Source organism: Methylobacillus pratensis (assembly GCF_054072455.1).
The window spans coordinates 35960-48656 of the sequence record NZ_JBSUSR010000001.1; the positions used below are offsets into that span (position 1 = coordinate 35960).

Below are 12697 nucleotides of genomic sequence, written 5' to 3' on the forward strand. Positions count from 1 at the left end.
AGGAGTCGATATATTATGGCAATTGATGTTTTCTGGAGAATTCCAACGCACGGCGAGCCAAGCTCGCTGCGCAACAAGCTGCACCACCGCGGCGACTGGTCGCAGCAGCAAGGCGACCATATCGTGCAGAAAGGCCTCAGCGGTGGCCATGGCGACGGCTTCAACAACCTCGACTATATCGCCGAGGTGGCGCGTGCCGCCGAGATATCGGGCTTCCAAGGCGGTTTGATCCCTTCCTTCCCGATGACCGACGAGCCGTGGGCGATTTCCTCGTTCCTCGCGCGCGAGACCAGTACTTTCCGTTTCATGATTGCGTTCCAGCCCGGCTTCCTGAACCCGGTTGTGGCTGCGCGCATGACGGCCAGCCTGCAACGCGCCACCGGCGGCCGTGCCCTTTACAACGTAATTACCGGCGGCGGCGGCCCTGCCCAGCTGTGGTGGGGCGACGTGGCGCCGCACGACGACCGCTATGCGCGCACGACAGAATTCCTGGACGTATTGCGCGGCGTATGGAGCGGGAACAGTTTTTCCTACCAGGGCAAGTTCTACCAGGTGGAGAATGCGGCCCTGCCGGCCCAGCTCCTGGGCCAGGATTTCCCTGAGATTTACTTCTCAGGCTCGTCCGACGCGGCCCTGGCTTCCGCGTCCAAGCATGCGGACTATTACCTTTCATGGCTGGAGCCTTTCGACCAGTTGCGCGACAAGTTCGACCGCGTGAAGGAGCGCACTGCCGCATTGGGCCGCAAGATCAAATGCGCAGTGCGCGTGGACATCATTGCCCGCCGCACCGAGGAGGAGGCTTGGCGCGAAGTGCAGCGCGGGTTTGAAAACCTTGATGACGCTGCGCGCGAGCGCTACAAGCGTTTTGCCCAGCAAACCGGGGATTCCGTCGGCGCCAGCCGCCAGCGCAGCAATGCGCCGAAGGAGCTCAATGATTACCGAGACTTCATCATCCATCCCAACGTCTGGTCCGGTCTCAGCCTGCTACGCGGCGGGCAGACCCAGGGCATTGTTGGCAGCTATGAGCAGGTGGCCGAGCGCCTGGATGACCTGGTCAGGCTCGGCGCGGATGCTTTCATCCTCGCCAGCACGCCGCACCTGGAAGAGGCTTACCGGGTAGGGGAGGAAGTACTGCCCTTGGTGCGCGGCCATGATAGCGCGCCTGCTTTGCGCGCAGTCGGTTAATCTCCTACCGTCGCTCAAGAAAACCCCATGCTGAGGCATGGGGTTTTTACGTTTCCAGGCGGTCAAACCCGCAGTCACAATGTGGCTGATATTTTATGCCTGGCTGATAAAATCAAAACTTTGCCCACTACATCCCATATGCATCCTCTTCGACGGTTATTCAACCATGCCCGCCAATACCGGCGCGATGCGTGGATCGCTTCCATCTATTCCCTGCTGAACAAGATTTTCGACATCCTGCCCGAGATACTCATCGGCGTGGCGGTCGATGTCGTCGTCAACCAGAAGGCTTCCTTCCTGGCTGGGCTGGGCATCGCGGAGCCACGCGACCAACTGCTATTGCTTGCCGCATTGACGGTGTTGATCTGGGTCGGGGAGTCCCTGTTCCAATACCTGTATGACGTGCGCTGGCGCAACCTCGCGCAGAACCTGCAGCACGACTTGCGCATGGAGGCCTACCAGCACGTGCAGCAGCTCGAGCTTGCCTACTTCGAGCGCAACCGCAGCGGCAACCTGCTGGCCATCCTCAATGAGGATATCAACCAGATGGAGCGCTTCTTCAATGGCGGATTCAACAGCCTGATCCAGGTGTTCTTTGGCTCGGTGATGGTAGGTGGCGTGTTCTTCTTCCTCACCAAGGAACTGGCGTTTCTCGCATTGATACCCGTGCCGTTCATCCTCTATGGCGCATTCTGGTTCCAGTCCCGTCTTGCCAGGCGCTATACCTCGGTCAGGGAGGCGGCTGGCGCCTTGGCGACGCGCCTCAACAATAACCTGCTCGGCATCGCCACCGTCAAGGCCTATGCTGCAGAGGAGATCGAGTCCCAGCATATCCGCAGCGCTTCCGATGCCTATCGCCAGAAGAATGCGGAAGCCATCCGCCTTTCCGCCGCGATCACGCCGGTGATCCGCATTGCGATCCTGGCAGGCTTTACCGTGACCTTGCTTTACGGCGGTTTCATGACCTTGAATGGCGAGCTGGGCGTGGGAAGCTATTCCGCATTGGTCTACCTGACCCAGCGCCTGCTGTGGCCATTGACCGGCCTGGCCGAGCTGACCGACCTTTACCAGCGCTCAATGGCTTCCATCCAGCGCGTGATGAATTTACTGGATTCGCCATTGGCGATCCAGTACGGCGGCAAGCCCCTGGGGCTGGACTCGGTGAAAGGCGACATCCGCTTTGCGGGAGTGCGTTTCGCCTACGATGCCCAATCGGGCCAGCCCGCGCTTGATGGGTTTGACCTGCATATCCCGGCCGGCAGGACTGTGGCATTGGTGGGTGCGACCGGCGGCGGCAAGAGCACCATCACCAAGCTGTTGCTGAGGTTTTACGACCCGCAGCAAGGCCAGATCCTGCTCGACGGGGAGAATATCGCCTCCCTGGACCTGCAGCAATTGCGCCGCGCAATCGGCTATGTCGCGCAGGACACCTTCCTGACGGATGCGAGCATTGCCGAGAACATTGCCTACGGGCAGCCTGATGCGGGTATTGATGCGATTATCGCCGCCGCCAAGGCTGCTGAGGCCCACGAGTTCATTGAGCGGCTGCCGGAAGGTTACGATACCCAGGTGGGCGAGCGCGGCATGAAGCTCTCGGGCGGGCAGCGCCAGCGCCTGGCCCTGGCGCGCGCCATCCTCAAGAATCCGCCGATCCTGATCCTCGACGAGGCGACTTCCGCGGTGGATAACGAAACCGAGGCCGCCATCCAGCGCTCGCTCAACAAGCTGGTGGTAGGGCGTACCAGCATCATCATTGCGCACCGATTGTCCACTGTCCGTCATGCGGATTGCATCCATGTGCTGGAACACGGCCGGATAATCCAGTCGGGAAGCCATGCAGAATTGTTGGAAAGCGGCGGGCCTTATGCAGAGCTTTGGAAATTGCAGACAGGTGAGCTCTGAAGAAAAAATAGATTGCTAAAGTATTATATTTTCATTTGCCTGTATCTATTTGATTTACTCCTTGCATGATGGCTGTTGCGGCAAATTGCGCTGCTATTTTTGCCGCCAAGGCCAAGTTGTCGGGATCTGCAGGCTGGCCTTCCTGCGCCAGCGCATGGTTGCCGTCCACTACGGCAATGCGCGCCGGGCTGGGCTTGATTCCCAGATAGCTATAGAGGTCTGAAGTCACACAGACGGGATCGGCATTGCCCAGCAGCCACAGGCTTGGCCTGGTCTCGTCTGCGGCATTTGCATATTGCTGCGCAAGCCCTGGAGGCGTTCTGCATACGGGCGTCAGCAATATGGCCGCCTTGAGTTCCGGATCAGCCTGAAATACTCTCCAGCCGATAATCGAGCCCAGCGATTTTCCTGCCACGGCGATGCGTTGATTGTCTACCCAGGATTGCTGCCTGGCATAGGCGATGGCCGTTTGCATATCCTCGATTTCCGGCTGCCTATCAAGCGAGGGCTTGCCGTTTTCCCGGTCTTGCACGTGGTATGCCCAGTTGAAGCGGATGGTAGCAAGGCCGGCCTCGGCCAGCTGTCTGGCAACCTGCTCCTGCAGGGGCAGCCTGGCATCATAGTTGGAACCCGAGCCCAGGATCACGGCAGGGAAGGGCCCGTCACCGGATGGCTTGTCCTCTATGATTTCAATCGTAGCGCCGCGTGGCGTTGTCAGTAAAAGGCTGCTTCCAGCATTGGCCGTGGTTGAAAGTAGCAGGCTGCCGGACAAGGCCAGGAGTAATTGCGAAAAAATGCCCATATTAGCCCTGCGCTTGATCGCCGGCACGCAGCTGTGCTTCGGCAGCAAGCGCCTCCTGCACTGCGGGGTGGCTCAGGTAGCGCTTGTGATAGTCATGGATCGCCGGGTATTTGTCTTTAGCCTCGATATCGGCCCGCGGCAGCCAGCCCAGGAACACCCCAAGGTAGGCGTCCGCAATCGTGAAACGCCCGTCTACCAGCCATTGATCCGCCACAAGGCGTTTTTCCACGTGGGATAACAGCCGGTTGAGCCGTTCCAGGCCTTTCTTGCGCACTTGCTGTTGCGCCTCATGGTGATCGGCAAACAACTCGGGGCGCGTCACCGGCCTGAACGCAGGATGGAGGTCGGAATTGGCGAAGCCTAGCCACTCCTGGATATGCGCGCGTTGCAGGCTTCCTGCGGGGGCAAACAGATTGGCCTCAGGCTTGCTGTCGGCCAGGTAGGGAAGGATGGCGGCATTCTCGGTAATGACATTGCCGTTATCCAGTTGCAGTGTGGGCACTCTACCCAAAGGGTTGATGTCGTAGATCTGGGAGCCTGCCTGGCGCAAGGCGACGCGTACCAGCCGATGAGGAATATCCAGGGCTTTGAGGGTCACAATCGCCCCCAGGGAGCAGGCGCCTGGAGAAATATACAATGTTGTCATCATGCGTCCTTAATTGTTTTGCAATAACTTCGGAAATATGCAGAAAATGTGCCGGTGGCTAAGCTATTGATCGTACTGGGCAGAACTGTTGAATTTCGTGCTTTGGTGTTTTAATTTCGGACAGATTGACACTTAGGTGTTTTATTGGAAACAGTTTGGCAGCGGCAGGTATGCCTGACTACGGTCGCATGTTAGAATCTCGTGCAAGCTGGTATTACGGCTGTTTTTTCGTCCAGTTTTTGTTGATTAATCAAGGATTTTTAAATGAGTCAAATTATTATCGAGCACAACCCAAGTGAAGAGAAATTGAAGGAACTGGGTGTGGCAAACTGGTCCATCTGGGAAAAGGAAGTGTCCAAGTTCCCGCTGGACTTCGGCATCAAGGAAACAGCATATGTGCTGGAAGGTGAAATCCTGGTAACGCCAAAGGGCGGCGAACCTGTTCGCATCGTTCCAGGCGACCTGGTTGTATTCCCTGTCGGCCTGCAAAGCAGCTGGGAAGTAGTGAAGCCACTGCGCAAGCACTACAAGCACGGTTAATTTCGCACTAACCGCACAATAAAAAAGCCCCGTCTTAATGACGGGGCTTTTTTATTGCAGCTAAATCTATATATCCTGGCAAGTTAAAGCTGCGAGCGGAGCGATTCTTCCAATGCCGTCAGGACGTCGGGGTTCAAGCCCTGTCCCGACTGGTCGGAAATCAGGAAAGTATCCTCGGCGCGGTTGCCGAGCGTATTGATTTTCGCCGTATGCAGGCGGATATGGTGTTGCTGCAGGACATGGGCGATGCGCGACAGCAGGCCCGGCCTGTCGTTGGTGGCGATGTCCAGTACGGTGTTGGGGCCTTCGGCTTCCTGCGCGATGGTGAGTTCGGGCTTGATCGGCATGTGTTTTACCTGGCGGCTAATGCGGCCTTGCACCGGTGCATCCGGCGGCGCCTGGCTGAGCAGTTTTTGCGTCAGCTCGTATTCGATGAAACTTAATAAATCACGATAAGTTATATTTTTATCTGACTGATCCAGAACCAAAAAATTATCAAGCGCATAGCCATGCTGGGTGGTGTGCACCTTGGCTTCCACGATGTTGTAGCCCAGCCGACCAAAGAAGCTGCAGATGCGGACGAATATGTCGGCCTGGTCGGGCATGTAGATCATGGTCTGGATGCCGTCGCCAGCCGGGCTGAGCCTGGCGCGTACGATCGGTGCCTGGGTATCGATGTGGGTGAGCAGCAGCCGGGTGTTCCAGGCGATCAGCTGCGCTTCGTGACGCAGGAAGTAGGCGGGACCCAGTTGCTGCCATAGCGGCTGGTAGGCTTGCTCCACCACGCCATAATAGCTGAGGATTTCCTTGGCTTGCTGCTGGCGGGCGCTGAGCTCTTCGTTCAGATTGCTTCCGCGCAGGATGCGCTGGGTGGCGCGGAACAGGTTTTCGAGCAGAGAGCCTTTCCATGCGTTCCATATCTTCGGGCTGGTGCCGCGGATATCGGCTACGGTCAGCAGGTATAGCGCAATCAGGCGGTATTCGCTGCCTACATAATGCGCAAATTTTTCCACTACTGCGGGGTCGGACAAGTCGGACTTCTGCGCCGTGCTCGACATGACCAAATGGGCCTCGACCAGCCAAGCTACCAGCTCCCCGTCTTCTGCCGGAAGGTTGTGCTGCTTACAGAAGCGGCGGGCATCGACGGCGCCGAGCGTGGAGTGGTCGCCGCCGCGGCCTTTCGCGATGTCGTGGAAAAGGGCGCCCAGGTACAGTAGGTGGGGCTTGGGAAACTCGCGCAGCAGCCGGCTGCATAATGGAAATTCGTGCGCGAACTCGGCCAGTGCAAAACGGCGCAGGTTGGCCAGCACGTTGAGGATATGCTCGTCCACGGTGTAGACATGGAACAGGTCGTGCTGCATCTGGCCCGATACGCGGCCGAAAGCGGGGATATAGCGCCCGAGCACGCCATAGCGGTTCATGAGTTTCAGCGTATGGGTAATGCCTTTGGGCTGCTGCAATATTTGCATGAACAACGCCTTGTTCTTTGCGTTGGCGCGGAACTGGGGCGTGATTTCATGTTTGGTGCGGTGCAATGCCCGCAGCAGCTCGGCGCCCATGCCCTTGAGCTCGGGGTGCTGCTGCAGGACGAGAAAGCTTTCCAGGATAGCGGAAGGCTCATCGTAGAGCAGGGTCGGGCTCTTGGTTTCCAGCAGGCCGTTGACGGCCTCAAAACGGTTGTTGAGGCTGACGACGGTATGCTGTTCTGGATAGATGCGCTCGCGCAGCACCTGGAGCAGGATTTCGTTGATCAGGCCCACGAACTTAGCGCTTTGGTAGAAGCTGTGCATCAATTGCTCGCTGGCGCGCCTGCGCTTGGTCGTGACCAGGCCGAGCTGGGATGCCAGCTCGTTCTGGAAGTCGAACAGCAGGCGGTCTTCGCGCCGGTTGGCCAGGTAGTGCAGGCGCGTGCGCAGCATCTGCAGGTTGCGTTCGTGGCGCCGCACTTGTTGCGCGGCATGCTTGGACAGGATGCGGTTCTTGACCAGCTCGCGCCAATTGCTGCCAAGATTGAGCGCGCGTGCGATCCAGATGATGTTCTGCAGGTCGCGCAGCCCGCCCGGGCTTTCCTTGATGTTGGGCTCGAGGTTGTACGCCGTATCGTTGAAGCGGGCATGGCGGCGGTGCTGCTCTTCCACCTTGGCTTCAAAAAACTTGGCGACATTCATGACGGATGCCACAGCCTGGAGGAAATCGCCATACAAGGTGGCGTGGCCGTCCAGGTAGCGAGCCTCAAGCAGGTTGGTCTGTATTGTGACGTCGCCTTGCGCCTCAACGATACACTCGGTCAAGGTGCGGACGCTGTGGCCGATGGCGAGCCCGGTATCCCACAGGACGCCGACCAATTCCTCTATCTTGCGGTTGGTCGATGCGGAAGCCTCGCTATTCAGCAGGATCAGGATGTCGACATCGGAGTAGGGAAACAGCTCGCCGCGGCCGTAACCGCCGACGGCGATCAGGCAGGCCTCGGCGTCCAGCTCGAAAGCCTGCCACAGGGCACGCAGTACGCGATCCGTCAGCGCCGCCTGGGCTTGCAGCAGGCGGCTGACATTGGGTTTGTGCAGGAATTCCTGCTTCAGCGCATGTTGCCCGGCTTGCAGTTCCTGGCGCCATTGGCGTGCAAGCGTATTGTCTGCGCGTGCGGCGGGTTGCATGCTGCTTATTTGATGAAGGCGGGGGCGGGAGGCGTGCCTGCGGAAACGGTCAGGACTTCATAACCGTCGTCGGTCACCAGCACGGTATGCTCCCATTGCGCGGACAGGCTGTGGTCCTTGGTGACGATGGTCCAGCCGTCGCCCAGTTGCTTGATATCGCGCTTGCCGGCATTGATCATGGGTTCTACGGTGAAAATCATGCCGGGCTTCAACACGGCGCCCTTGCCGGGCTGCCCGTAATGCAGCACTTGCGGGTCCTCGTGGAAATTCTTGCCGATGCCGTGGCCGCAGAATTCGCGCACGACGCTGAAGCCTTGCTTCTCAGCATAGGTCTGGATGGCATGGCCGATATCGCCCAATGTCGCGCCTGGCTTGACCTGGTCTATGCCCAGCCACATGCATTCATATGTAATGTCCGATAGGCGCTGGGCCTGGATCGAGATGTCGCCGACATGGAACATACGGCTGGTATCGCCGTAATAACCGTCCTTGATGACGGTGATGTCAATGTTGAGGATGTCGCCGTTCTTCAATACCTTGGCTCCGGGGATGCCATGGCATATCTGATGGTTGACCGAAGTGCAGATCGATTTCGGGTACGGGGTGTGGCCGTGGGGCGCGTAGTTTAAGGGGGCCGGGATGGTCTTCTGCACGTTGACCATGTAGTCGTGGCATAGCTCGTCGAGCTTGCCTGTCGTGACGCCGGCTTGAATGTGCGGTGTGATAAAATCCAGGACTTCGGCGGCCAGTTTGCAGGCCACGCGCATTTTCTCGATATCTTTTTCTGTCTTGATGTTGATTGCCATTGTATTGCAAGGCTTGCGCCCAGGTTTTCCTTGAGTTCGTACAGCTGCTTATGGTAGCATACCGCACCCATTTGGCAGGAATAATGCTTGCCGGGTGGAATCCCGCAGCCAGCCGCGACGGCAAGGCTGCAAATCTGCACATGCGCCCCGTACAGGGTGTCCGCGCGAAAACGCGGATGTTGTTGGGCGTATGGAAGCAATAACCCTTACTGGAGATTAAAATGTCCGTTACTATGCGTCAAATGCTGGAAGCCGGTGTGCACTTCGGCCACCAAACCCGCTACTGGAATCCCAAGATGTCCCAATACATCTTCGGCGACCGCAACAAGATTCATATCGTCAACCTGGAAAAAACCCTGCCGCTGTTCGAAGACGCATTGAAGTACGTGCGTCAACTGGCTGCAAACAAGGGTCGCATCCTGTTTGTCGGCACCAAGCGCCAAGCGCGTGAAATCGTCAAGGAAGAAGCACAGCGCGCCGGTTGCGCCTACGTCAACCACCGTTGGCTGGGCGGCATGCTGACCAACTTCAAGACCGTCAAGCAGTCCATCAAGCGCCTGAACGAATACGAAGCCTTGCTGCAAGACGGTGGCATCGAGAAGTTCGGCAAGAAGGAAGCCCTGGGCTACAAGCGCGAAGTCGAGAAGCTTGAGCGCTCCATCGGCGGCATCAAAGAAATGGGCGGCCTGCCAGACGCGATTTTCATTATCGACGTCGGCCACGAAAGCGGCGCTGTCACTGAGGCAGCCAAGCTGGGCATCCCTGTGATCGGCGTGGTCGATACCAACAACTCCCCGGACGGCGTAGCGTACGTCATCCCCGGCAACGACGACTCCAGCCGTGCAATCCGCCTCTATGCGCGTGGCATTGCCGATGCAGTGCTGGAAGGCCGTAACCAAAGCATCAACGAAATCGTCAAGGCAGCCTCTGAAGAGGAATTTGTCGAGGTTGAAGAAGCCGCGGCAGAGTAAGACCCTGTCAAAAGGGGGCTCTGGCCCCCTTTTTTTGTACCCGAATTTGGTTAATGAAACCTGGCTAACGCCAACAAAAAATATTCAAGGAGTAAAACAATGGCTGAAATTACCGCAAGCATGGTCAAGGAATTGCGTGAGCGCACCGATGCGCCCATGATGGATTGCAAGAAGGCGCTGACAGAAGCTGAAGGCGATATGGCGCGTGCGGAAGAAATCCTGCGTGTGCGTTTCGGCAACAAGGCCAGCAAGGCTGCCGGCCGCGTGGCCGCTGAAGGCGTCGTGGCCGTGAGCATCAAGGCCGACGGCAAGCTGGGCGCGATTGTTGAAATCAATTCTGAAACCGATTTCTGTGCCAAAAATGCGGATTTCCTCGCCTTCACCAACCAGGTGGCCGAAGCTGCCGCCACGAACAAGCCTGCCGATGTGGCTGCCTTGTCCGCACTCAATATCGAGGGCGGCAACGTGGAAGATATCCGTACGCAATTGATCGGCAAGATCGGTGAAAACATCACCGTGCGCCGTTTCGTCGTCACCGAAGCCAAGGGCAAGCTCGTGAGCTACGTGCACGGCGGCAAGATCGGCGTGCTGGTCGACCTGGTTGGCGGCGACGAAGCGCTGGGCAAGGATATTGCCATGCATATCGCCGCTGCAAAGCCGAAGTCCCTGGACGCCAGCGGCATTCCTGCCGAGCTGATCGAAGCCGAGCGCCGCGTCGCGATCGAGAAGGCGAAGGAAGCCGGCAAGCCGGAAGCCATGCTGGACAAGATCGCCGACGGCACCGTGCAGAAGTTCCTCAAGGAAGTGACCTTGCTGAGCCAGCCTTTCGTCAAGGACGACAAGCAGACCATCGAGCAGCTGCTCAAGTCCAACAATGCCAGCATCGCTTCTTTCACCATGTATGTGGTCGGTGAGGGCATTGAAAAGGTCGTCACCGATTTTGCTGCTGAAGTTGCTGCTGCAGCAAAGGTGTAAACTAATGGTCGCACCCGTTGCGGCCTGCTGGTAGTAAACGAACGTGGATCGTCTTGATATGTGGGATGATTCACGTTTTGCACAATTTGCATAACAATAAGGAGCCCCATGAGCACTCCCGCCTATAAACGCATTTTATTGAAACTCTCTGGTGAAGCCCTGATGGGCGACGACAGCTACGGTATCAACCGAGCGACCATTTCCCGGATTGTGGAAGAGATCAAGGAAGTAGTCGATCTCGGCGTGGAAGTGGCAGTGGTGATCGGCGGCGGCAATATTTTCCGCGGCGTGGCGCCGGCGGCAGAAGGCATGGATAGGGCGACGGCTGACTACATGGGCATGCTGGCAACGGTCATGAATGCCCTGGCACTGCAGGACGCGATGCGCCATGTAGGCCTGGTGAGCCGAGTGCAGTCCGCACTGAATATCGAGCAGGTGGCCGAGCCCTACATTCGCGGCAAGGCCATCCGCTATCTTGAAGAGGGCCGCGTGGTCATCTTCGGCGCAGGGACGGGCAATCCGTTCTTCACCACCGATACCGCAGCTGCCTTGCGCGGCATGGAAATCAATGCGGAGATCGTCCTCAAGGCGACCAAGGTGGACGGCGTGTATACGGATGACCCGAAACGGAATCCCGAAGCCATGCGCTACAAGACGCTGACATTCGACGAGGCGATCGTCAAGAACCTGAAAGTCATGGATGCGACGGCATTGACATTGTGCCGCGACCAGAAGTTACCAATCTCCGTTTTCAGCATTTTCCGCCAAGGAGCGCTGAAACGGGTCGTACTGGGCGAAGACGAGGGAACGCGCGTTCTGCCTTAAATCCCCGGATACATGCTTAGCAGGAGACATCATGATACAAGACGTAAAAAACACTGCAGAACAGAAAATGCAGAAGTCCATAGAGGCTTTGAAGGCCGACTTGAGCAAAGTACGCACCGGTCGTGCGCATACCGGGCTGCTCGACCATGTGCATGTCGAATATTACGGTTCCATGGTGGCAATCAACCAGGTTGCCAGCGTGAGCCTGGGCGATGCGCGCACCCTTAACGTGCAGGCATACGAAAAGAACATGACGGCCAAGGTGGAAAAGGCGATCCGCGATGCCGACCTCGGCCTCAATCCCGCCACCAACGGCGACGTGATCCGGGTTCCCATGCCGATGTTGACTGAAGAGCGCCGCCGCGACCTAGTCAAGGTGGTGCGTGGCGAGGCGGAAAATGCCAAGGTGGCGGTACGCAACGTGCGCCGCGATGCCAACGATGCGCTGAAAAAACTGGTCAAGGATAAGGAAATCAGTGAGGATGACGAACGTCGCGCGCAGGATGACGTGCAGAAGCTCACGGACAAGTTTGTGGCGGAGATCGACAAGCTGCTGCAGACCAAGGAAACCGAGTTGATGGCTGTTTAATTGCGGCAGCCAGTGGTTTTATATTGTTTTTATCCCATGGAGCATTGAGTGGCACTTTTTTCCAGCTCCACCCAGACCATCCCGGTAACGGGCGAGATTCCCCAGCACATTGCCGTGATCATGGACGGCAATGGCCGCTGGGCCAAGAAGCGCTTTCTTCCTCGAGTCGCAGGGCATAAGCGCGGCGTCGAGGTCGTGCGCGAAGTCGTGCGCCTGTGTGCGAACCATGGCGTGAAATACCTTACCCTGTTTGCATTCAGCAGTGAAAACTGGCGCCGTCCTGCGGACGAAGTCAGTTTCTTGATGGGCCTATTCATGGAAGCGCTGCAGCAAGAAGTCGGCAAGCTCGACGAAAACAATATCTGCTTGCGCATGATCGGGGATTGCTCCCGTTTCGACCCTGCCTTGGTAGCCAAGATCGCAGAGGCCGAGGCGCAGACGGCAAGCAATGACGGACTGACCCTGACGATTGCGGTCAACTATGGCGGCCGTTGGGACATCATGCAGGCAATGAAGCGCCTGCTGGCGGAAAAACCCGAACTTGCGCAAAGTTTCACGGAAGCCGATCTGGCAGCCTATCTCAGCATGCATTACGCGCCCGAGCCGGATTTGTTCATCCGTACCGGCGGAGAGCAGCGTATCAGCAACTTCCTGCTGTGGCAGCTCGCCTACAGCGAGTTGTATTTCACTGAAACCTTGTGGCCGGATTTCGACGAGGCCGAGTTCAAGCGCGCGATTGCGTCCTATCAGCAGCGCGAACGCCGCTTTGGACGCACGAGCGAGCAACTGGTCGCGGACTGAT

General features: G+C 57.8%; 12 protein-coding genes. 8 read left to right on the top strand and 4 right to left on the bottom strand.

What is annotated here, in order from left to right:
• The first annotated feature begins 15 nt into the window (after positions 1–15).
• Positions 16–1185 (top strand): LLM class flavin-dependent oxidoreductase, encoded by a 1170-nt coding sequence (locus ACW4YW_RS00165; RefSeq protein ID WP_407994919.1) that lies wholly within the window; start codon positions 16–18, stop codon positions 1183–1185.
• Positions 1186–1323: 138 nt separating this feature from the next.
• Positions 1324–3087 (top strand): ABC transporter ATP-binding protein, encoded by a 1764-nt coding sequence (locus ACW4YW_RS00170; RefSeq protein WP_457135702.1) that lies wholly within the window; start codon positions 1324–1326, stop codon positions 3085–3087.
• Positions 3088–3118: 31 nt separating this feature from the next.
• Here ACW4YW_RS00170 and ACW4YW_RS00175 read toward each other — a convergent pair whose 3' ends face one another.
• The gene (locus ACW4YW_RS00175; RefSeq protein ID WP_457135703.1) at positions 3119–3889 is read right to left on the bottom strand and encodes a dienelactone hydrolase family protein; all 771 of its coding nucleotides are present in this window, start codon (positions 3887–3889) and stop codon (positions 3119–3121) included.
• Position 3890: 1 nt separating this feature from the next.
• Positions 3891–4538 (bottom strand): glutathione binding-like protein, encoded by a 648-nt coding sequence (locus ACW4YW_RS00180; protein ID WP_457135704.1) that lies wholly within the window; start codon positions 4536–4538, stop codon positions 3891–3893.
• Positions 4539–4799: 261 nt separating this feature from the next.
• Here ACW4YW_RS00180 and ACW4YW_RS00185 point away from each other — a divergent pair, with 261 nt between their 5' ends.
• Entirely contained in the window at positions 4800–5075 is a 276-nt protein-coding gene (locus ACW4YW_RS00185; RefSeq protein ID WP_309565349.1) for a cupin domain-containing protein, read from the top strand.
• 83 nt (positions 5076–5158) lie between these two features.
• On the opposite strand, the gene ACW4YW_RS00190 is transcribed toward ACW4YW_RS00185, so the two are convergent.
• A complete protein-coding gene (locus ACW4YW_RS00190) occupies positions 5159–7729 on the bottom strand; it encodes a [protein-PII] uridylyltransferase (RefSeq protein ID WP_457135705.1) in 2571 nt (856 codons plus the stop codon).
• A 5-nt stretch (positions 7730–7734) separates the two neighbouring features.
• Positions 7735–8535 (bottom strand): type I methionyl aminopeptidase, encoded by an 801-nt coding sequence (gene map, locus ACW4YW_RS00195; RefSeq protein WP_309565347.1) that lies wholly within the window; start codon positions 8533–8535, stop codon positions 7735–7737.
• Positions 8536–8756: 221 nt separating this feature from the next.
• On the opposite strand from map, the gene rpsB reads away from it, so the two are divergent.
• The 5 genes from rpsB to ACW4YW_RS00220 all read left to right on the top strand — a co-directional run bounded on the left by rpsB (position 8757) and on the right by ACW4YW_RS00220 (position 12696).
• Positions 8757–9506 carry a 30S ribosomal protein S2 gene (gene rpsB, locus ACW4YW_RS00200; protein WP_309565346.1) on the top strand — a complete coding sequence of 250 codons (750 nt, stop codon included), beginning with the start codon at positions 8757–8759 and terminating at the stop codon, positions 9504–9506.
• Positions 9507–9605: 99 nt separating this feature from the next.
• Positions 9606–10481 (top strand): translation elongation factor Ts, encoded by an 876-nt coding sequence (gene tsf / locus ACW4YW_RS00205; RefSeq protein ID WP_457135706.1) that lies wholly within the window; start codon positions 9606–9608, stop codon positions 10479–10481.
• Between the two features lie 108 nt (positions 10482–10589).
• Positions 10590–11306 (top strand): UMP kinase, encoded by a 717-nt coding sequence (pyrH, locus tag ACW4YW_RS00210; protein ID WP_407994912.1) that lies wholly within the window; start codon positions 10590–10592, stop codon positions 11304–11306.
• Between the two features lie 31 nt (positions 11307–11337).
• On the top strand, positions 11338–11895 hold the full coding sequence (gene frr, locus ACW4YW_RS00215) for a ribosome recycling factor (RefSeq protein ID WP_457135707.1): 558 nt from the start codon (positions 11338–11340) through the stop codon (positions 11893–11895).
• A 48-nt stretch (positions 11896–11943) separates the two neighbouring features.
• A complete protein-coding gene (locus ACW4YW_RS00220) occupies positions 11944–12696 on the top strand; it encodes an isoprenyl transferase (protein WP_457135708.1) in 753 nt (250 codons plus the stop codon).
• The last annotated feature ends 1 nt before the right edge of the window (position 12697 follow it).

Excerpts from the sequence above, each read along its gene's own strand:
- ACW4YW_RS00165 (WP_407994919.1), top strand. The coding sequence starts at position 16 with ATGGCAATTGATGTTTTCTGGAGAATTCCAACGCACGGCGAGCCAAGC.
- ACW4YW_RS00170 (WP_457135702.1), top strand. The coding sequence starts at position 1,324 with ATGCATCCTCTTCGACGGTTATTCAACCATGCCCGCCAATACCGGCGC.
- ACW4YW_RS00175 (WP_457135703.1), bottom strand. The coding sequence starts at position 3,889 with ATGGGCATTTTTTCGCAATTACTCCTGGCCTTGTCCGGCAGCCTGCTA.
- ACW4YW_RS00180 (WP_457135704.1), bottom strand. The coding sequence starts at position 4,538 with ATGATGACAACATTGTATATTTCTCCAGGCGCCTGCTCCCTGGGGGCG.
- ACW4YW_RS00185 (WP_309565349.1), top strand. The coding sequence starts at position 4,800 with ATGAGTCAAATTATTATCGAGCACAACCCAAGTGAAGAGAAATTGAAG.
- ACW4YW_RS00190 (WP_457135705.1), bottom strand. The coding sequence starts at position 7,729 with ATGCAACCCGCCGCACGCGCAGACAATACGCTTGCACGCCAATGGCGC.
- map (WP_309565347.1), bottom strand. The coding sequence starts at position 8,535 with ATGGCAATCAACATCAAGACAGAAAAAGATATCGAGAAAATGCGCGTG.
- rpsB (WP_309565346.1), top strand. The coding sequence starts at position 8,757 with ATGTCCGTTACTATGCGTCAAATGCTGGAAGCCGGTGTGCACTTCGGC.
- tsf (WP_457135706.1), top strand. The coding sequence starts at position 9,606 with ATGGCTGAAATTACCGCAAGCATGGTCAAGGAATTGCGTGAGCGCACC.
- pyrH (WP_407994912.1), top strand. The coding sequence starts at position 10,590 with ATGAGCACTCCCGCCTATAAACGCATTTTATTGAAACTCTCTGGTGAA.
- frr (WP_457135707.1), top strand. The coding sequence starts at position 11,338 with ATGATACAAGACGTAAAAAACACTGCAGAACAGAAAATGCAGAAGTCC.